The sequence below is a fragment of the Ottowia thiooxydans genome, from assembly GCF_040548795.1.
GTDB lineage: Bacteria > Pseudomonadota > Gammaproteobacteria > Burkholderiales > Burkholderiaceae_C > Ottowia > Ottowia thiooxydans_A.
On record NZ_JBEPSH010000015.1, the window covers coordinates 53,308 to 72,344 of the forward strand.

13 protein-coding genes are annotated in these 19,037 nt (G+C 58.0%); 5 read left to right on the forward strand and 8 right to left on the reverse strand.

Annotated features, from left to right (window positions below; all coding sequences use genetic code 11):
* Positions 1 to 24: 24 nt before the first annotated feature.
* The 6 genes from odhB to msuE all read right to left on the reverse strand — a co-directional run bounded on the left by odhB (position 25) and on the right by msuE (position 9,751).
* Positions 25 to 1,305: a 2-oxoglutarate dehydrogenase complex dihydrolipoyllysine-residue succinyltransferase gene (gene odhB, locus ABIE13_RS26210; RefSeq protein ID WP_354449016.1), complete on the reverse strand. Its 1,281-nt coding sequence runs from the start codon at positions 1,303 to 1,305 to the stop codon at positions 25 to 27.
* An 85-nt stretch (positions 1,306 to 1,390) separates the two neighbouring features.
* On the reverse strand, positions 1,391 to 4,261 hold the full coding sequence (locus tag ABIE13_RS26215) for a 2-oxoglutarate dehydrogenase E1 component (protein WP_354449018.1): 2,871 nt from the start codon (positions 4,259 to 4,261) through the stop codon (positions 1,391 to 1,393).
* A gap of 664 nt (positions 4,262 to 4,925) precedes the next feature.
* Positions 4,926 to 6,467 carry a glycosyltransferase family 39 protein gene (locus tag ABIE13_RS26220; RefSeq protein WP_354449020.1) on the reverse strand — a complete coding sequence of 514 codons (1,542 nt, stop codon included), beginning with the start codon at positions 6,465 to 6,467 and terminating at the stop codon, positions 4,926 to 4,928.
* Between the two features lie 578 nt (positions 6,468 to 7,045).
* Positions 7,046 to 8,074 carry a methionine synthase gene (locus ABIE13_RS26225; RefSeq protein WP_354449022.1) on the reverse strand — a complete coding sequence of 343 codons (1,029 nt, stop codon included), beginning with the start codon at positions 8,072 to 8,074 and terminating at the stop codon, positions 7,046 to 7,048.
* 38 nt (positions 8,075 to 8,112) lie between these two features.
* The gene (locus ABIE13_RS26230) at positions 8,113 to 9,093 is read right to left on the reverse strand and encodes a DUF1852 domain-containing protein (RefSeq protein ID WP_354449024.1); all 981 of its coding nucleotides are present in this window, start codon (positions 9,091 to 9,093) and stop codon (positions 8,113 to 8,115) included.
* A 76-nt stretch (positions 9,094 to 9,169) separates the two neighbouring features.
* Positions 9,170 to 9,751 (reverse strand): FMN reductase, encoded by a 582-nt coding sequence (gene msuE, locus ABIE13_RS26235; protein WP_354449026.1) that lies wholly within the window; start codon positions 9,749 to 9,751, stop codon positions 9,170 to 9,172.
* A gap of 144 nt (positions 9,752 to 9,895) precedes the next feature.
* Here msuE and ABIE13_RS26240 point away from each other — a divergent pair, with 144 nt between their 5' ends.
* The 3 genes from ABIE13_RS26240 to ABIE13_RS26250 all read left to right on the forward strand — a co-directional run bounded on the left by ABIE13_RS26240 (position 9,896) and on the right by ABIE13_RS26250 (position 14,760).
* A complete protein-coding gene (locus ABIE13_RS26240) occupies positions 9,896 to 10,804 on the forward strand; it encodes a LysR family transcriptional regulator (RefSeq protein ID WP_354449028.1) in 909 nt (302 codons plus the stop codon).
* A gap of 371 nt (positions 10,805 to 11,175) precedes the next feature.
* Entirely contained in the window at positions 11,176 to 13,479 is a 2,304-nt protein-coding gene (locus ABIE13_RS26245; RefSeq protein WP_354449030.1) for an MBG domain-containing protein, read from the forward strand.
* A gap of 663 nt (positions 13,480 to 14,142) precedes the next feature.
* A complete protein-coding gene (locus ABIE13_RS26250; RefSeq protein WP_354449032.1) occupies positions 14,143 to 14,760 on the forward strand; it encodes a cold shock and DUF1294 domain-containing protein in 618 nt (205 codons plus the stop codon).
* A gap of 57 nt (positions 14,761 to 14,817) precedes the next feature.
* Here the strand turns inward: ABIE13_RS26250 and ABIE13_RS26255 are convergent, their stop codons facing one another.
* Positions 14,818 to 15,093: a hypothetical protein gene (locus ABIE13_RS26255; RefSeq protein ID WP_354449034.1), complete on the reverse strand. Its 276-nt coding sequence runs from the start codon at positions 15,091 to 15,093 to the stop codon at positions 14,818 to 14,820.
* 349 nt (positions 15,094 to 15,442) lie between these two features.
* On the opposite strand from ABIE13_RS26255, the gene ABIE13_RS26260 reads away from it, so the two are divergent.
* Both ABIE13_RS26260 and ABIE13_RS26265 read left to right on the forward strand, forming a co-directional pair.
* Positions 15,443 to 17,080, forward strand: a complete 1,638-nt coding sequence (locus tag ABIE13_RS26260; RefSeq protein WP_354449036.1) for a thiamine pyrophosphate-binding protein — start codon at positions 15,443 to 15,445, stop codon at positions 17,078 to 17,080.
* Positions 17,081 to 17,141: 61 nt separating this feature from the next.
* Positions 17,142 to 18,143 (forward strand): Bug family tripartite tricarboxylate transporter substrate binding protein, encoded by a 1,002-nt coding sequence (locus ABIE13_RS26265; RefSeq protein WP_354449038.1) that lies wholly within the window; start codon positions 17,142 to 17,144, stop codon positions 18,141 to 18,143.
* Between the two features lie 80 nt (positions 18,144 to 18,223).
* Here ABIE13_RS26265 and ABIE13_RS26270 read toward each other — a convergent pair whose 3' ends face one another.
* Positions 18,224 to 18,976: a sulfite exporter TauE/SafE family protein gene (locus ABIE13_RS26270; protein WP_354449040.1), complete on the reverse strand. Its 753-nt coding sequence runs from the start codon at positions 18,974 to 18,976 to the stop codon at positions 18,224 to 18,226.
* Positions 18,977 to 19,037: the final 61 nt, after the last annotated feature.

Genomic DNA, 19,037 nt, shown 5'->3' on the forward strand with positions numbered 1-19,037 from the left:
GGCGCTGCCTTGGGCCGTGGTGTTTTAGATGTCGAACAGCAGGCGCGCTGGATCTTCCAGAGCGTCTTTCATGGCGACCAGGCCCAGCACGGCTTCACGGCCGTCGATGATGCGGTGGTCGTAGCTCATGGCCAGGTAGTTCATCGGGCGGATGACGATCTGTCCATTTTCAACCACTGCGCGGTCCTTGGTGGCGTGTACGCCCAGGATGGCCGATTGCGGTGGGTTGATGATGGGCGTGGACATCATGGAGCCGAAGGTACCACCGTTGCTGATGGAGAACGTGCCGCCCGTCAGGTCGTCGAGACCCAGCTTGCCGTCACGAGCCTTGGCGCCGAATTCACCAATCTTCTTCTCGATGTCGGCAAAGCTCATCTGGTCAGCGTTGCGCAGAATCGGCACCACCAGACCGCGTGGGCTGCCCACTGCAATACCGATGTCGAAGTAGCCGTGGTAGACGATGTCGTTGCCGTCTACGCTGGCGTTCAGAACGGGGTACTTCTTGAGCGCATGCACTGCAGCTTTCACGAAGAAGCTCATGAAGCCGACTTTCACGCCGTGCTCTTTCTCGAACTTTTCCTGGAAGCGCTTGCGCATGTCCATCACCGGAGCCATGTTGACTTCGTTGAAGGTGGTCAAAATCGCGTTGCTCGATTGCGATTGCAGCAGACGCTCTGCCACGCGAGCACGCAGGCGTGTCATTGGCACGCGCTGCTCTGGGCGGTCACCCAGGTTAGGCGCTTTAGGCGCGGCCACTTGGGGCAGCACCTTGGTAGGCACGCCCGTAGGAATCTGAGCAGGAGCGGCGGCTGCAGCTGCGCCGGAAGCGCCAGAAGCCACTGCACCCAGCACATCACCTTTGGTCACGCGGCCATCTTTGCCGGTGCCAGGCACGGAGCCAGCAGCCAGTTGGTTGTCTGCCATCAGCTTGGCAGCCGCTGGCATGGCGATGTCTGATTTGCTGCCGCCTGCAGGTGCTGCGCTGGCCGCTTGGGCAGGGGCAGCAGCGGCGGTGGGTGCGGCAGCTGGTGCAGCCGCAGGGGCCGCGGCGGCGCCAGCCACTGCAGCGGTGTCAATGCGGGCCAGCAACTGCTCGGCCACCACCGTAGCGCCGTCGGCTTGCACGATTTCAGTCAACACACCAGCAGCAGGTGCGGGCACTTCCAGAACCACTTTGTCCGTCTCGACTTCAATCAGGATCTCATCGGCGGCAATGGCCTCTCCGACTTTTTTCTTCCATTGCAGCAGAGTGGCTTCTGCCACGGATTCAGACAGCTGCGGCACCTTCACTTCTACGATAGCCATTTGTTTTTTCCAGTTCTATTTGTTCATTAATTCAGCGAAAGCGCCGAAGAAGAGCAGTGCGTGGCTCTTGCTCCGGCGCTTGGGATCACTTGCTCAGCACAAAGCCTTTGAGGCGCCCGAAAGCAGCATCAATCAGGGCTTTCTGTTGCTCCTGGTGCAGATGAGCGTAGCCGACTGCTGGGGAAGCCGACGCAGCGCGACCGGCATAACCCAACTTCTGGCCCGAAACCATGTTTTCGTGAATGTAATGCTGCACGAAGAACCATGCGCCCTGGTTTTGTGGTTCGTCCTGGCACCACACGACTTCCGTCGCGTTGGGGTACTTTTTCAGCTCAGCGCTGAAGGCCTTGTGTGGGAACGGATAGAGCTGTTCGACGCGGATGATGGCCACATCGTCGGCTTCTTTTTCTGCACGCTTTTTAGCCAGGTCATAGTAGACCTTGCCGGAGCAGGCCACCACGCGTTTGACTTTATCGGCCTTCAGGTCGCCCTGATCTTTGATCACGGTCTGGAAGCCACCTTTGGTGAACTCCGACACCGGCGAGGTTGCGTCTTTGTTACGCAGCAGGCTCTTGGGTGTCATGATGATCAGCGGCTTGCGCAGCGGACGAATCATCTGGCGGCGCAGCACGTGGAAAATCTGGCTGGCCGTGGTGGGCTGCACCACTTGCATGTTGGTGTCAGCAGACAGCTGCATGAAACGCTCCAGACGTGCTGAAGAGTGCTCTGGGCCCTGGCCTTCATAGCCGTGTGGCAAGAGCAGCGTCAGACCGTTCACGCGGCCCCACTTCACTTCACCGGAAGCGATGAACTGGTCAATCAGCACCTGGGCGCCGTTGACGAAGTCACCGAACTGGGCTTCCCACAGCACAAGCGTGTTGGGGTCATTGGAAGCGTAGCCGTATTCAAAGCCCAGCACCGCTTCTTCAGACAAGATGGAGTCGATGACCACAAACGGAGCCTGGCTGTCTGCCACGTGTTCCAGCGGAATGTAGGTACCGACGTCCCACTTCTCACGTTTTTGGTCATGCAGCACGGCGTGGCGGTGTGTGAACGTGCCACGGCCGCAATCTTCACCGGACAGGCGCACCGGATAGCCGGAAGCCACCAGAGAGGCATAGGCCATGTGTTCGCCCATGCCCCAGTCCACGTTCACTTCACCACGGCCCATGGAGGCACGGTCTTCAAGTACCTTCTTCACCAGCGTGTGCACGGTGAAGTCGTCAGGTACGGTGGTGATGCGCTCAGCCAGACGCTTCCACTCAGCCAGAGGAATGGCGGTTTCAGCAGCGTCAGTCCACTTGGTGCTCAGATACGGCGACCAGTCAACCGCGTACTTGCCCTTGAAGTTGGTCAGGACGGGGTCCACGGTCAGCTTGCCGGCATCCATGTCGGCGCGGTAGGCCTTGACCATGTCATCACCCAGCGTCTCGCCCAGGCCTTGAGCGGCCAGTTTGTCTGCGTACAGTTTGCGCGTGCCAGGGTGCTGGCTGATGCGCTTGTACATCAGGGGCTGGGTGAGCATGGGAGTGTCTTGCTCGTTGTGGCCCAGTTTGCGGAAGCAGACAATGTCCACCACCACGTCTTTGTTGAATTCCTGGCGGTATTCCAGGGCCAGCTGCGTAGCCAGCACCACGGCTTCTGGATCGTCGCCATTGACGTGCAGAACAGGCGCTTCAATCATCTTGACCACGTCCGTGCAATACAGCGTGGAACGGCTGTCACGTGGGTCGCTGGTGGTAAAGCCGATCTGGTTGTTGATGACGATGTGCACGGTACCACCGGTGTAGTAGCCGCGTGTTTCAGCCAGCGCCAGCGTTTCCATGACCACACCCTGGCCTGCAAAGGCGGCATCACCGTGCACCAGCACGGGCAGCACCTGATCACCTTCAGCATCGCCACGGCGATCCATACGGGCGCGCACGCTGCCTTCGACCACAGGGTTCACGATTTCCAGGTGGGACGGGTTGAACGCCAGTGACAAGTGCACCGGGCCACCTGCGGTGGAAATGTCGGAGCTGAAGCCCTGGTGGTATTTGACGTCGCCGCTGGAGAGTTCTTCAGGGGCGGTGTGGTCGAATTCCGCGAACAGCATGGAGGGCATCTTGCCCAGGGTGTTCACCAGCACGTTCAGGCGGCCACGGTGGGCCATGCCGATAACGATCTCTTGCACGCCCGCCGCGCCAGCGCGGTTGACCAGTTCGTCCATGGCGACGATGAAGCTTTCACCGCCTTCGAGCGAAAAGCGCTTCTGGCCGACGTATTTGGTGTGGAGAAAGCGCTCCAGGCCTTCAGCAGCCGTCAGGCGCTCCAGCACGCGCTTTTTTTGCTCTGCGTTGAGCTGGGGATTGGTGCGCTTGCTTTCCAGCTTTTCTTGCCACCAGCGCTTTTGCGTCTGGTCGGTCATGTACATGTATTCAGCGCCCATGGTGCCGCAATACGTTTCGTGCAGAGCGTTCAACAAGTCGCGCAGCGACATGGATTCTTTGCCGAAGAACGTATTGCTGGTGTTGAACACCGTTTCCATGTCGGCGTCAGCGAAGCCGTAGAACGATGGCTCCAGCTCTGGGATGGAGGGGCGTTCAGTGCGCTTGAGGGGATCGAGGTCAGCCCAGCGAGCGCCCACGTTGCGGTAGGCGGCAATCAGCTGCTGTACGGCAGTGCGCTTGCGGCCCAGTTCTGAGTCAGCGCCGCTGGCTTCAACCACGCGAGTACCGCCTTGCTTGGCGCGCTCTGCAAATGCGTTGATGACTGGAAGATGGGGGACATCCCGACCGTTGCCGCCGTCTGCTGCGGGAACGTGCTGCAGGGCATCAAAGTAGGCACGCCAGCTGTCTGGCACGCTTCCGGGGTTGGCGAGGTAGTTCTCATACATCTCTTCGACGTATGGTGCATTTCCACCGAACAGGTAGGAATTGCCCTCGTAAGTGGCGTAGACGGATTTCGCCTCGTTCATGCTGCGCTTACCTTTCGTTCCCCTTCAGGGAACATGGGTTGGTTTAATTGACCTTCCGCGTCACGGCTGAACCGGTTGGCGGACGCGACTGGCTGGGGAAGGGCCTGATACTTCGCAATTTAGGATTGTGCCACCGAATAGCCAAGAGGTGGTTACAAAACTATGCCGTGGTTCAGCTTACCCATGAAGTGTGACGGTATTCACACTCTATTGGGGGCCGGGAATACCCACTCTTGCTAACGCTGTAAATGCGCCAGGGTTCCCGGCTGTTCCCCCTGGGAGCGCCAAGCTCCAGCTTGGCAATTCTTCTGACTTCGAATAAACGCCCCAAAATTGCCAAGCTGGAGCTTGGCGCTCCCAGGAAATACCAGCCTTGTCCTGAATTGGAGCCTCAGAAGCTAAAGGATCTTCAGCCACATGCGCCAGGTTTTCTGGCTGTTTCCCTGGGATCGCCGAGCTCCTGCTCGGCATTGCGGCGTTTGCTAAGGCTCAACGATGCCGAGCAGGAGCTTGGCGGTCCCAGCGAAAACCGGCACTCTCCTGATTGAAGCCCTTGAACTGCGAGCATCTTCAGCTAAAGCGCCAAAGCCTTCCGGCTCCCCCCTGGGAGCGCCAAGCTCCAGCTTGGCAATTCTTCTGCTCCTTCAACCCCGCCAACCGCCTTTTACTTGCCAGCCCGCAAGCAAGCCTCAGGCACATAAGCGCGCCACTTGATCGCCAACGGCTTGGCCGTAGCGCTGTAACGCCAGGGAAAGTGCCAAACCCCTTCAATTAGCCGCAAGCCCGCCTCTGGCGGCACGCTGCGGAGCAAAGGCGGACCAGAAACCCGCTCCGCTTCGCCATCTCCCTCGTCCTGCCATACCCAAAGCAGGCCATTGGTTTGGATTTGCTGCGGCGTGACCCAAGGCGAAATGCGCGGCTCGCCATCAATGAGAATGGAAGGCTTGGCAGCCGAGTTGGCCACCACCAAGCCAGCCACCCAAACCTGCCCCGCCACCGTTTTGAGTGAACAGCTCGACAATTCGCCCCAGGTGGCGTCAGCCTGTTGCGCCAGCGCATGCATAGGCCAATCCGTACGTGCCGGGTAACCGCGCACTTGGGCCCGAAACCCGAACACACCCCAGGTAATGATGGACACCAGCACCAGCCAGACCAGAAGTCCCTTCAAGAGCGAAGGACGCAAGATGGACAGCCACGCCTGCGGCAGACTGGCCGCCACCAGCAAACCGCTGAATAGCCACATAGGCTGGCCCCACATGTCATACACCCGCAGGCCGGCCACAAAGCCAATCACCGTCAGGAATACGCAGGGGCCCAGGCCAATAGCCAGCATATAAGCAGGCCGGTCGAGCGACAGGCGCCAGTTTGCAGATTTTGCAGGCACGGCCTTGCGCGCCTTGCGAGTCGCAAATAGCGCTGAGAGCACGATCACAGCCAGCGGCAGATGATTCAAGAACTGCACCAGCGGAAATTGCAAAACCTCCGGCCGGGAGACTGATTGTTCGCCCGTTGCGCGCGAGCTGACGTAAGCCATGGGGAGAAAATCTGTCTGCACCAGCCAGTACAGGTGCGGTGCCAACACTACCGCCATAGCCACCAGAGCCAGCCAGGGCCCGGGTGTGCGCAGCACACGGCGGTCTGATGAAAAAAGCAGATACAGCGCCTGGCAGATAAGCAAAAAGCCCACCGAATACTTGGTGAGCATGCCTACACCCGCCACCACCCCCAGCATGATCCACTGGCGTTTGCGCCCGTCCTGCAAGGCAGCCAGCAAGCAGTAGCCCAGCGCAGCCCACACAGGAATCTGGGCGACGTTGTGGTTGAACTCCACAGACGAGCGGGTGTAGTGAACAATGCCCAGCGTGAGCAGAGTACCCAGGAACGCGCGCTCTACAGACGTTACTCGGCGCCCTGTCAGCCACACCATCCAAAGCGCCAAAAGAACGCAGAGCTGACTCAGCAAGAACGGCCCCACATGGCCGAACGCTGTATGAAAGAGGTGCAGTACCCAGGAAGAAAACGGCGGGTGCTTGTAATACCCCAGTTGCCATTCCCGCCCCCAGGTGATCCCTTCTACGACGTCCAGCGGCAAGCTGGGAATGATGAGCGGCGGCGCCAGCGTCCACAGGATCAGATAGAGAACGGCTGCGGCAATGAAAACGCGCTGGGCTGTGGGGGAGCCTAGCAATGAACGGATTGATGACATATGTAAAGCACTAACGTGGGGCGTAGTGTCGCAGACAGTGGCTGGGCACTCCAGGTGCCTGGGCAAGCCTGTCCTCCAAATGCAAGTCTAAGGTCAGCTTGATCAGGGCTTTACCCCAGCTCGCCAGGCCGTTCGGCTGTTCCCCCTGGGAGCGCCAAGCTCCAGCTTGGCAATTCTGCCGACCTCAAGAAACGCCCCAACTGCCAAGCTGGAGCTTGGCGCTCCCAGGAAATACCAGTCCCTTCCTGATTTGAAGCCTTAGAAACTCGGGCAACGTCGGCCAAAGCGCGAAGCTTCTCCCGGCTTCCCCTGGGACCGCCGAGCTCCTGCTCGGCATCTTCTGACCCTCAGCAAACGCCGCAATGCCGAGCAGGAGCTCGGCGGTCCCAGCGAATACCGCCCCCTCCTGGGTTAAAGCCTCGGAAGCCAAAGCATCTTCAGCTAATGCACCAAGGCCCTCCCGGCTGTTCCCCTGGGAGCGCCAAGCTCCAGCTTGGCAATTCTGCTGACCTCAATCAACGCCCCAACTGCCAAGCTGGAGCTTGGCGCTCCCAGGAATTACCGAGACACCTAATACCCTAACCCAGGAGCTCCCTCCGGACGATTTCAGCGCCCACACTGAGAGCGTTCAACTTGCCTCTAGCTACCTCACGAGGCAAAGGCGCCATACCGCAGTTCGTGCACGGATAGAGCTTGTCGGCATCTACAAACCTAAGCGCCTTGCGCAGCGTGTTGGCCACTTCTTCCGGCGTCTCAATGTTGTTGGTTGCCACATCAATAGCCCCCACCATCACTTTTTTACCCCGAATAAGCTCAATCAGATCTATGGGCACATGCGAATTGTGGCATTCCAGCGAGATGATATCTATATTGGATTTCTGCAGCTTCGGAAAAGATTCTTCATATTGACGCCACTCAGACCCCAGTGACTTCTTCCAATCCGTATTGGCTTTAATACCGTAGCCATAGCAAATATGCACGGCAGTCTCACATTTGAGCCCCTCAATCGCTCTTTCAAGCGTCGCAACGCCCCAATCATTCACCTCATCAAAGAAAACGTTGAACGCAGGTTCGTCAAACTGAATAATATCAACTCCAGCCGCCTCCAACTCCTTGGCTTCTTCATTGAGTATCTTGGCGAATTCCCAGGCAAGTTTTTCACGACTTTTGTAGTGGTTGTCGTAGAGCGTGTCAATCATGGTCATGGGGCCAGGCAATGCCCATTTGATAGGCTGCTTGGTTTGCTGACGCAAGAACTTGGCGTCTTCCACGAAAACAGGCTGTTGGCGAGCTACAGCACCAACGACCGTCGGCACGCTGGCATCATACCGATCACGAATTCTCACCGTCTCACGCTTTTCGAAATCAACGCCACTGAGATGCTCAATGAAAGTGGTGACAAAATGCTGACGGGTTTGCTCGCCATCGCTGACAATATCAATACCCGCCTGCTGCTGTTCTTGCAAAGACAGACGCAAGGCATCTTGTTTGCCTTCAATCAGTTCTTCGTCTTGCAATTTCCAGGGTGACCAAAGTTTTTCAGGCTGAGCAAGCCAAGACGGTTTTGGCAAGCTGCCAGCAGTAGAGGTAGGCAATAATTTAGTCATGATGGATTAATTTATATCAGGTTGATCCAAGAGCGTGCTCAGTGGGCGTAGTTGGCAGACCATTGGTCAAGCATATTTTTGTACGGTTTGATGAAGTGTTCTTCAGTGTATTTGCCCTGCTTGACAGCCAACTGGCTGCGCTCTTCTCTGTCATAGACAATTTGCGTCAACGAAAAGTCCTTGTTCTTAAGACTTGGCTGATAGAACCTGCCGGCTGCAGAATTGGCGTTGTAAATTTCAGGCCGGTAGATTCTTTGAAATGTCTCCATGGTGCTGATCGTGCCAATAAGCTCAAGATTACTGTAATCACCAAGCAGATCACCAACGAAGTAAAAAGCCAAAGGTGCCACGCTATTTCTAGGCATGAAATAGCGAACCTGCATACCCATCTTTTCAAAATACTCGTCAGTGGGAGAAAATTCACTTTGCCGATATTCCACACCCAGTATAGGGTGGTGGTTTTCAGTTTGATGATAAGTCTTGCTGCTTGAGGCGCTGATACAGATCACTGGTGGCTTTTTGAAACGCTCTTTATAAGCACTTGACTTCACAAAATGTTTGAACAGTTTTCCATGCAGATCACCAAAATTATCTGGTGTTTTAAACGTAGCCTGGTTGTTGTTGTATTCAGGCAGCAGCACACTGAAGTCGTAGTCGCGCACATAGGAAGAAAAATTGTTTCCTACAATCCCGTCAATACGTTCGCCGGTTTTTTTGTCATTGATATTCGGCTTCAATATTTCGATCAACGGAAATACCTTGCCTGCCCCGTCTTCAACACTCATCTCTACTGAAATGATCTCGAGCTCCACTGAGTATCGGTCTCCGTGTGGGTTGTCCCAATGCGCCAAGTTATTGAAACGGTTGTCAATCATTCTCAGCGTATTGCGCAAATTTTCTTGACGGCTTTCCCCTCTTGCGAGATTGGCAAAATTGGTCGTCAAACGTGTGTTGTCTGACGGGTGATAATTTTCATCAAAAATTTCACTTTTGATGTTGAATATAAAGTCTTTTCTCATGGCACTTACTTCTCTGAATTTTTGAAATGGTCCAAATACTCCTCAATGAGTACTCGCTTGTTCATGCAATTGGGTCTCAGGCTGGGGCCACTTCCTGAACAGCGGCAGTTTCCTGGCTACGCATCAGCTCAAGCAACGGCAAGGCCCGCTGCACGGCCAGCCTGGCTCTCTGGATCAGTGCATCGTTGTGCACGCGGTAGTCGACGAAATCCTTGTCGGTGGCGTAGACACCCAGCGGCAATGTGTTTGTCTGGAAAAAGCTGAACAAGGGCCGCAACTGGTGTTCAATCACCAGCGCGTGGCGCTCGCTGCCACCGGTGGCAGCCAACAACACAGGCTTGCCGATCAAGGCGTCCTGATGAATGAAGTCGAAGAAATGTTTGAATAATCCTGTGTAGGAGCCCCGGTAAACGGGGGAGGTCACCACCAGGACGTCAGCTTGCTCCACCGCGGAAAGCGCCCGCTCCACCGCAGTGGGCAACTCGGACCGCCACACCGCGCCGGCAAAATACGGCGCGAGCTGCCCCAACTCCACCAGGCGTTGTTCGCATGGGACTTCGTCCGCAATCAGATCCAGCAAATGCTCTGTCAGCGCGACAGCTCTGGACGGGCGTTGCAGCCCGCCGGAAACAGCAACCAAACGAAGTGGACGTGTCATTTTTACTCCCCTAAAACTTGCACTGGCGTGCGGCTATCGCTGCGACAAAACCATGCAAACAAACCATAGGAGCGGATGCTACCGACGAGAATCCATGAAGTAAAATGGTTTTATTTCATAAATCCATGACTATGGCTCATACATATGCTTGAGCGCATCCATCTCAGCATCGTTCAACAGGTCGAGAAACAAGGGTCGCTGACTGCTGCCTCCAGCGTGCTCAATCTGACCCAATCGGCCCTCAGCCACAGCATGAAGAAGCTGGAGCAACAACTGGGCACCGACGTCTGGCTGCGCGAAGGTCGCAGCCTGCGCCTGACCCAAGCAGGCCAGTACCTGCTGGCGGTGGCGAACCGGGTGCTGCCGCAACTGGACTTGGCCGAAGAGCGCCTGGGCCAATTCGCGCAGGGCGAACGCGGTGCGCTGCGCATCGGTATGGAATGCCATCCTTGCTACCAGTGGTTGCTCAAAGTGGTTTCGCCCTATCTGGCTGCCTGGCCAGACGTGGATGTCGACGTCAAACAGAAATTCCAGTTCGGCGGCATTGGTGCGCTCTTCGGCTACGAGATCGATCTGCTGGTCACGCCAGACCCTCTGTTCAAGCCGGGCCTCAAGTTTGAACCCGTCTTCGACTATGAACAGGTGCTCGTCGTGGCCAGGGGGCATGCGCTGGCATCGGTGGCCTATGTGAAGCCCCACCAGTTGACCCAGGAAGTGCTCATCAGCTACCCCGTGGACATTGAGCGCCTGGACATCTACAACCAGTTCCTGCTGCCGGCTGGGGTCACGCCCAAGCGCCACAAAGCGATTGAAACCACCGACATCATGTTGCAAATGGTGGCCAGCGGCCGTGGTGTGGCCGCCCTGCCCCGCTGGCTGGTTGAGGAATACGCGGCCAAGTTGGACGTGGTACCTGTGCGGATGGGTGCGCGCGGCATCGCCAAGCAGATCTTTTTGGGAGCGCGGGAGACGGATACCGCCATCGACTATGTGCGAGCCTTCATAGAACTGGCCCGCCAGCCGGCCGAAGTCACTACGGTTGCGCATAGCTAATTGATGAGCACGTAGCCCATTCGGGTTGCCTACCGCCACAGTGCCTTCTGACGCGTTCCCCCCTGGGAGCGCCAAGCTCCAGCTTGGCAATTCTTCTGATCTCCATATACGCCCGAACTGCCAAACTGGAGCTTGGCGCTCCCAGGAAATACCAATCCGTTTGCCCGCGGCTTGCCAAAGACATCAGGCCGGATCGATAGCCCAAACTGCAATTGCTAGCAATTTAATAGCACTTCCCTCCCCCAAAAAACCCCCTCGTGTAGCCCATTCGGGCTGCATACAAGCGCGTTGCAAAGCGCTTAAATCAAGTAACTGAATCTAGTTCAGGTGAGGCACGGACATCTATGCCCAGATATACCCGGGGAGGGGAAATGACTTCATTCAAAAAACAGGAATGGCTTAGTTCACAGTACGCGAAGCTAAGCATCGTCCGCGTTGCTTATTTGCTTATTTTTCTCGCGCTCAGCCCTAGCGCCTTCGCAAGTTTCGTGTTGCATGAATATGTAGGTGGCGCCGGTGCCAATCTTCCAATAGTCCACGGCAGCACCATCACGCGCACCTACCTGGACATCGAGATGCTGGAATTTCTCACCGCTAGTGGGACGGGCACAGACAACACGCCATTCACCACGAGCGCAGTCAGCTCCGACAACACCGTCGTTGAATATTCGGTGGTGGTAGGTTCTGGCCCCGCAAGCCCCTGGTACACAACCAACCTGATTCGCTTCAAAACAGCCGGGACAGCGACCGTCACTTTCACACGCCGCAGAAACAGTGACGCCGCTGTACTCGAACAAGCGACAGTGACATTTGTGATAACGCCTTCCCACTTGACCATACAAGCCAACGATAAAACGCGCCTTTATGGCATGCCTAACCCCTTACTAAACGGCACAGTTCTCGGACTACCGCCGTCTTGGGCTGCATTTAGCACTGAACCCACATACAGCACCACTGCCGGCCCCAACTCACCCGTAGGCCCTTACCCCATCACAGTCTCGGGCGCGGTCACTTACCCCCGATACGTATTGGACCCCTCCATCAATGGCACCTTGACTGTGACACCAGCGCCGTTGACTTTGACGGTGGGAAATGCGGGCCGAACCTATGGCAGCGCCAACCCCGCTTTCAGCGCTACATACACAGGTTTGGCACCCGGAGAGACCGGCGCCACAGCATTGGTGACACAACCTGCTTTGGCGACAAGCGCGGCTACCAATTCGCCCGTGGGCACCTATCCCATCACTGCTACGGGTGCTGTAGCCAATGCCAACTATTCGCTGCAACCCCCTGTCAATGGGACCTTGACGGTGGGGCCTGCTCCACTGACTATTACCGTCGAAAATGCCAACCGAGTCTATGGCGACGTCAACCCAACGTTCAGCGCGACATACACCGGTCTGGCGCCTGGAGAAACCCCAGCCAATGCAATGGTGACACAACCTGTTCTGAGTTCCACTGCACTTCCGAGCTCTCCCCCTGGCAACTATCTCATCACACCCGGCGCTGCTGTAGCGAACAGCAACTATTCGCTGGCGCCCCTCGGCAGCGGCATTTTGACCGTAGTACGTCGCCCGCTGACCGTCGGGGGTCAAAATGCAAGCCGCCCCTATGGCAGCGCGAACCCGCCGCTCACCACCCTGTACCTAGGCCTGGCGCCTGGCGAGACCAGCGCTCACGCGTTCATTACCCAACCCACTCTGATCTCGTACGCCACCGCGACCTCGCCCCCAGGTAACTACTCGATCAACGTCCTGGGAGGAACCGCCACCCCCAATTATTTGCCAAGCTACCCCAGCATGGGCGTCCTGACTGTTGAGCGCGCTCCCCTGACCATGACGGTAGAGAATGCGACGCGAATCTATGGTGGTGCAGATCCAGTTTTCAGCGCCACCTATGCGGGCTTGGTACCAGGCGAGACCATCGCAAACGCATTAACGACCCTGCCAACTCTGGGCACGAGCGCCACAGCCACCTCACCCGTTGGCACGTATCCCATCACGGCCTCGGGCGCCGTGGAAAGCGCCAACTATTCGCTGCAAGCCCCCGTCAATGGAACGCTGGCCATCACGCCAGCTTCTTTGACTGTGAAGGCAGAGGACGCAACGCGCGTCTATGGCGCAGCAGACCCGGCTTTCAGCGCGACTTACGAAGGCTTGGTGGCTGGAGACACCGCAGCTACTGCATTGACGACGCCTCCCACCCTGGGCACGAGCGCCACGATCACTTCACCGGTCGGCACTTATGCGATCACGGCCTCTGGCGCGGTCAGCAATGCCAACTACTCGCTTGGAACCCCTGTGGGCGGCGTCCTGACGGTCACCCCCGCAACGCTGGTCATTACCGCCGCAAATGCAAGCCGCGTAGCCGGAGCTGCCAACCCTGCTTTCTCGGCGATCACGTCTGGATGGGTGAATGGCGAAACGGACGCCAACCTGGTGACCCAGCCAGTATTCAGCACCACCGCCACCCCCAACTCCCCTCCGGGCACCTACCCCATCATCGCCAGCGGCGCGGATGCGAGCAACTACGCCATCAGCTACGAAGCCGGAACGCTCACTGTCACAGCCGCACCTCTCACGGCACCAGTGCCCGTGCCGGTCAACAGCGGATGGCTGCTGGGAGCACTCTGCGCACTGCTGGGTGGTATGGCTTGGCGCGCGAAAAAATCCTAAGGGAGAGCCTCTTTAGCGAATGCAGCACGGCCCTTCAGGCTGTTCCCCCCTGGGACCGCCGAGCTCCAGCTCGGCATCTTTGAGGCTTGGTAAACGCCGCAATGCCGAGCAGGAGCTCGGCGGTCCCAGCAAATACCGTCCTCTCTTGAGTTAGAGCCTCCGAAGCCAAAGCATCTTCAGCGAATGCGCCCAGCCTCTTACGGCTGTTCCCCTGGGAGCGCCAAGCTCCAGCTTGGCAATTCTGTTGACCTCAACAAACGCCCCAATTGCCAAGCTGGAGCTTGGCGCTCCCAGGAAATACCAATCCTTTCCTGCTTGGAAGTGTTGGGCGCCTAGTCATCCTCCTGCCAAGGCGCTACCGGCACCCGGATGTTCCACCCTGGGGGCGCCAAGCTCCAGCTTGGCAATTCTGCTGACCTCAACAAACGCCACAACTGCCAAGCTGGAGCTTGGCGCTCCCAGGAAATACCAATCCTCTCTTGCATTAGAGCTTTAGAAGCTCAAGCATCTTCAGCGAATGCAGCACGGCCCCGCCGGCTGTTCCCCCTGGGACCGCCGAGCTCCTGCTCGGCATCTTCTGGCCTTTCGCGAACGCGCCATTACAGAGCAAGAACTGGCCAGTCCCAGCGCAGATAATCCCCAGGTTCTTAGACGACTCAAACCATGCAATTCGACGGCACCATCAAATCCTGGAACGATGAGCGGGGGTTTGGCTTCATCGAGCCAGACCAAGGCGGCCAAGAAATCTTCGTCCACATCAAGGCATTTCGGGATCTCCGCGAACGCCCTCAAGCCAATCAGCGGGTTCGATTCCAAGTCGAGTTGAGTCCACAAGGCAAGAAACGCGCACTCCAGGTTGAGCTCCTTCGCCAAAGGCGAGCTGCCGCGGTGCCCGTGCGAAAAAACGGATCAGCTCAATGGGGCAGGGCCAGCCTCTTTGCCCTTCCTGTATTCGCCGTGGTCATACTCCTCGGATACCTGCTGGGTCGTCCACCGCGGTGGCTGCCCTGGGTTTACCTCGCCGCCAGCGCCATAACTTTCGCAGCCTATGGCCTGGACAAATCAGCGGCCAAGCGCGGCGCTTGGAGGACGCCTGAGCAAACGCTTCATATCCTGGCCCTGGTAGGCGGCTGGCCCGGGGCCTTGGTCGCCCAACAGGTTTTCAGGCACAAGTCCTCGAAGTCCGAGTTTCGTGCTGTCTTCTGGTGCACGGTCGTGCTGAACATCGCCGCGTTCTGCTTCTTGGCGAGCCCCCACGCGCAGTCGATCAGAAACCTGTGAGTCTCGGGCGAGGTCTCCCGCACTCATGGTTCTTGATGTTCGACGCTCTAAAGAGGGCTAACCGAACTGAATCCGCAATGACACCGCTCCCTTCGCCGAGTTGCTGCGCGCTGGGGACAAGACCAAGATCGTTGCGACCGCAAGCAAGGCGGCACTCGGAATAAACGTGGCGTGGGACTTGCTTCCGCCCAACAGGACACGTGCAAGCGTAAAGCAGAGGCCGACCGAAAGCCGAATCGTCGCGACCCTCAGACCGCAACCTGCCACGGTATAGGCGAGCATGACTCCGACCAGCCAAAGCCACCACGCCGGTGGCGTCACGGTAGCGACCATTCCCCAACAAACACAGCAGCACGCCCGCTGCAGTCACGGAACTGTCGGCGAACGAAACGTACCTGCGACAGCTACAACGGGCATTGAATTAGCGCCGCGCACGGCACGCGCGCGCTTGACTTCAAGTACCAGCCGGCAAGCTACGTGCCCATAAAGCCATAGGCGCCAAAGATCAACAAAGTCAGAAGATCAACCTGAGTGACCGTCTTCAAGAAAGGGCCCAGGCACCCGGTTGCGTCGAGGCCTAGCTTCAAAAATGATCAACCAAGCAATCCGCAAGTCTCGATAGAGTCGTAACTCCGAACTTAAAACGGCGCAGTCATAGAAAGCGCAGATAACGGAGACATACGTGCTGGGTTCCCACCTCATCATCCACGCGCTGCATCGACGCGGCGTTAGAACGATCTTCAGCCTTTCTGGCAACCAGATCATGCCGCTCTATGACGCTTGCATCGACTTGGGTATGCGCATCGTTCACGTGAGGCACGAAGCTTCGGCCGTCTTCATGGCTGACGCCTGGGCTCAGGTGACCGGTGAACTCGGTGTTGCGATGGTCACCGCTGCGCCGGGGATCACCAACGGCCTGGCGCCGCTCTATTCGGCGTCGCAGGCGGAGAGCCCGGTGCTGCTCATATCCGGTGATTCCTCGGTCTCTGAGGATGGATCAGGGGCATTTCAGGAGCTTGATCAGGTTTCAATCACAACGCCTCTCACGAAGCTCTCACTCCGTCCAACCAAGGTGGAAGAACTCTATCCGGCTCTCGACAAGGCAGTCGACGAAGCCCTGTCGCCGCGCCGGGGCCCCGTTCACCTTGCTCTTCCATTTGACTTGCTGTTGGCGGAGACAGGGTTCGCGAACCTCCCCGAACCTAACGCATCTACCCGGCCTGCAAGCGGGGAATTGGACCCAGGCAACATCAGGAAGCTGGCTTCGCTCCTCAGCGACTCCAAGCAGCCTCTCATCCTGACCGGGCCCACCGGCGCGCGAGCGCACAAACGGACACTCTATAGGTCTTTGGAGGAAGTTCTCGATATTCCTGTGATCCCCATGGAAAGCCCCCGCGGCCTGAAAGACCCTTCCTTGGGATCTCTAATTGACCTTATCCCGCAGGCTGATGTTTTAGTGCTTGCTGGCAAATGCCTCGATTTCACCTTGGGATTTGGGCGCTCGTCCGTACTCGGGGCAACGGCACGGATAGCCGCCGTCGACCCCGACCCTCAAATGCTGAACCGCGCCCGCCGCCTCCTGGGGGAAAGGCTGGTTCTCACCATTCAGGCCGAGCCCGGTGCAGCGCTTGCCGCACTTGGCGTCCCGTTAGCGCCAGGAAAGCGCGGCACATGGCGGGCAGCTGTTGATCAAGCGCTCAAGTATCGAGGCGCTCAGACAGCCGAAGATCCAGCTACCAGCAAGCTAACGCCCCGCCTACTCTGCGAGACCGTGCAAGCTTTTATCCGGACTGCAGTTGATCCCATCCTGATCTGTGACGGTGGGGAATTTGGTCAGTGGGCTCAAGCCTTTTGTGAGGCCCCCACACGCATCATCAACGGTATGTCGGGCGCGATTGGCGCAGGAATTTGCTACGCCATCGCCGCCAAGATTGCAAAGCCAACCTCAACGGTCGTAGTTCTCATGGGAGATGGCACTGCGGGCTTCCATCTGATGGAGCTGGACACAGCGGTTCGAGAGGACGCGCCGATCATTGCGGTGATAGGCAATGACCTCCGCTGGAATGCCGAGCACCTGATCCAGTTACGGACCTATGGTGCAGACCGACTGATCGGATGCGAGTTGGCAGCCTCAGCCCGTTACCACGATGTCGCCACGGCACTCGGAGGCTTCGGCGCTACTGCAGAGAGCGCTGAGAGCCTGGGCTCCGCACTTAGACGCGCGAGCGAAAGTAAAGCACCAGCCTGCATCAACGTTGCGATGGCGGGCGAACCCGCGCCTGTCTTCGGCACGAATGGCTCTTCATCGATCAGTCACTGAGTTCGGCACAACGGTGCATCGGCAGCGGTGCATTCATTTCTATAACTACATGAGACACACCATGGCGAAACTTAACGTCACACGCTCAACACTCCTTGGGCGTGTTGCGATCTGCATGTGCAGCGCATTCACTGCCCTCGCATCAGCACAGTCGTATCCTTCCAAGCCGATTCAGCTAATCGTTCCCTTTAGCGCAGGTGGCGATGCCGACATGGCTGCGCGCAACCTCTCGGCGGCAGCGCAGGGTGTCCTCGGCCAGCCTGTTGTGGTCGTGAACAAGGCCGGAGCAAACGGGGCGATCGGATCTGTTGCGGTTAAGAACGCGGCGCCAGACGGATATACGCTTTTGGTCGGCCGAATCGGCTCGCAAGTACTTCTGCCGGTGCTCCAACCTAAGACAACGCCCTATACCTGGAAAGACTTCACTTTCATTGGAATTCTTGAGCTGAATCCTGTCATCTGCGTGGTCCATCCTGAGAGCAAGTACAAGTCTTTGAATGATCTGGCGGACGCGCTCAAGGCCAGCCCGGGGAAGCTGACGTACAGCCACTCAGGCCCGGCCACTGTCCAGAATCTTGCGCCTCAGTTATTGCTCAGCAACCTTGGCCTCAAGCCGGATGCAGCCGTCAATGTTCCGTACAAAGGGGGCAACGAAGTCGCCCTTGCAGTACTCACGAAGGATGTTGACTTCGCTTGCAACAATCTGAGCTCGATGACGGGCCTCATGACTGGCGGCAAGCTGCGCCCCCTGGTGACCACCACACCGGAGCGCGTTGCCCAATTCCCCGACATTCCAACCGCCCGTGAATTGGGGTTTGCCCAACTTGAGGCCGTCATCGGCTGGAGCGGACTATTCGGGCCACCCGGGATGAGCCCCCAGGCTGTCAACAAGTGGGCGACTGCACTTAAGCAACTGGCCCAGGATCCCAAATGGATCGCCGGAAACGCCAACTTTGGCGGCATCCCGCATGTCCTTTCCCCTCAGGCGACCGGAAAGTTCATCAGCGATGGCTACTCGATCTATGCGGACCTTGTCGCCAAGGCAGGCCTGGAGATGAAATAGCATTGCGCGTGCGGCGCCGACACGCGACCACACGTCAGCAAGTCACGCGCACAGGCAGAGCCGTCCAGGGTCCTCCTCGTTCACGCGGGCGCGAGCCAACCTCGGTAGATAGCTCCCGCCCCCGCAATCGCAAGCAGAACAAGAATAGAGCGCTTCAATAGGTCTGCCGGCAAGCGGGTTCTGAGCCGCGATCCAGCCAACAGCCCCAGGAGGGCGACCGGGAGCAACACTGCGGCCACCGCAAGAATCCCGGGTTGAAAATACAGCCCCGCAGTACCGAAGGCCACGGCGCGAATGAGCCCGCTCAGCAAGATGACGACAGAAATGGTGGCCCGGAACTGATCCAGCGCATCGAGACGACGCGAGAGGTAGATCGTATAGATCGGTCCGCCCGTTCCGAACAACGCGCTGAAGATCCCCCCAAACGCCCCGAACGGAAGCGCCCAGAGGCTCGACATCGGCGCAGTCGTCTTTGCCGGGGTACCGAAGAGCCCCTTTATGCACACCGCCAGCACAAAGCCCCCCAGGAGCATCAGCGGCCACCTGGCTCCCGCATTGCTCAGCAGAGTGACGCCCAAGACTATCCCCAGCAGCATCCACGGCAAAAGGCGCTTGATTTCATTGCGGGACACCTGCCGCCAGTTTCGTCCGCCAACCAGTGCAGTGCACACCAGGTCGAACAGGACAACGAGGGGAACAGCGAACTGCAGAGGAAAGAACTGCACCAGTAATGGCACGGCCACCATGGCCGCACCGAACCCCGTCATTCCGAAGACCGCATAGGCCACGAAAATAATGGGGGCGGCGATCGCAAGGGATTCGAAGGGCATCATGCGGACTCGGTGACCTTGAACTGCCAGCGCAGACCTTGGTGACAGCCAAGGCCCGCGTCCA

What these genes read in the sequence shown, in the direction of transcription:
- ABIE13_RS26220 (WP_354449020.1), bottom strand. Translation starts at nt 6,467, where the DNA reads ATGTCATCAATCCGTTCATTGCTAGGCTCCCCCACAGCCCAGCGCGTT.
- msuE (WP_354449026.1), bottom strand. Translation starts at nt 9,751, where the DNA reads ATGACACGTCCACTTCGTTTGGTTGCTGTTTCCGGCGGGCTGCAACGC.
- ABIE13_RS26240 (WP_354449028.1), top strand. Translation starts at nt 9,896, where the DNA reads ATGCTTGAGCGCATCCATCTCAGCATCGTTCAACAGGTCGAGAAACAA.
- ABIE13_RS26255 (WP_354449034.1), bottom strand. Translation starts at nt 15,093, where the DNA reads ATGGTCGCTACCGTGACGCCACCGGCGTGGTGGCTTTGGCTGGTCGGA.
- ABIE13_RS26215 (WP_354449018.1), bottom strand. Translation starts at nt 4,261, where the DNA reads ATGAACGAGGCGAAATCCGTCTACGCCACTTACGAGGGCAATTCCTAC.
- ABIE13_RS26230 (WP_354449024.1), bottom strand. Translation starts at nt 9,093, where the DNA reads ATGAGAAAAGACTTTATATTCAACATCAAAAGTGAAATTTTTGATGAA.
- ABIE13_RS26265 (WP_354449038.1), top strand. Translation starts at nt 17,142, where the DNA reads ATGGCGAAACTTAACGTCACACGCTCAACACTCCTTGGGCGTGTTGCG.
- ABIE13_RS26250 (WP_354449032.1), top strand. Translation starts at nt 14,143, where the DNA reads ATGCAATTCGACGGCACCATCAAATCCTGGAACGATGAGCGGGGGTTT.
- ABIE13_RS26225 (WP_354449022.1), bottom strand. Translation starts at nt 8,074, where the DNA reads ATGACTAAATTATTGCCTACCTCTACTGCTGGCAGCTTGCCAAAACCG.
- odhB (WP_354449016.1), bottom strand. Translation starts at nt 1,305, where the DNA reads ATGGCTATCGTAGAAGTGAAGGTGCCGCAGCTGTCTGAATCCGTGGCA.
- ABIE13_RS26245 (WP_354449030.1), top strand. Translation starts at nt 11,176, where the DNA reads ATGACTTCATTCAAAAAACAGGAATGGCTTAGTTCACAGTACGCGAAG.
- ABIE13_RS26270 (WP_354449040.1), bottom strand. Translation starts at nt 18,976, where the DNA reads ATGATGCCCTTCGAATCCCTTGCGATCGCCGCCCCCATTATTTTCGTG.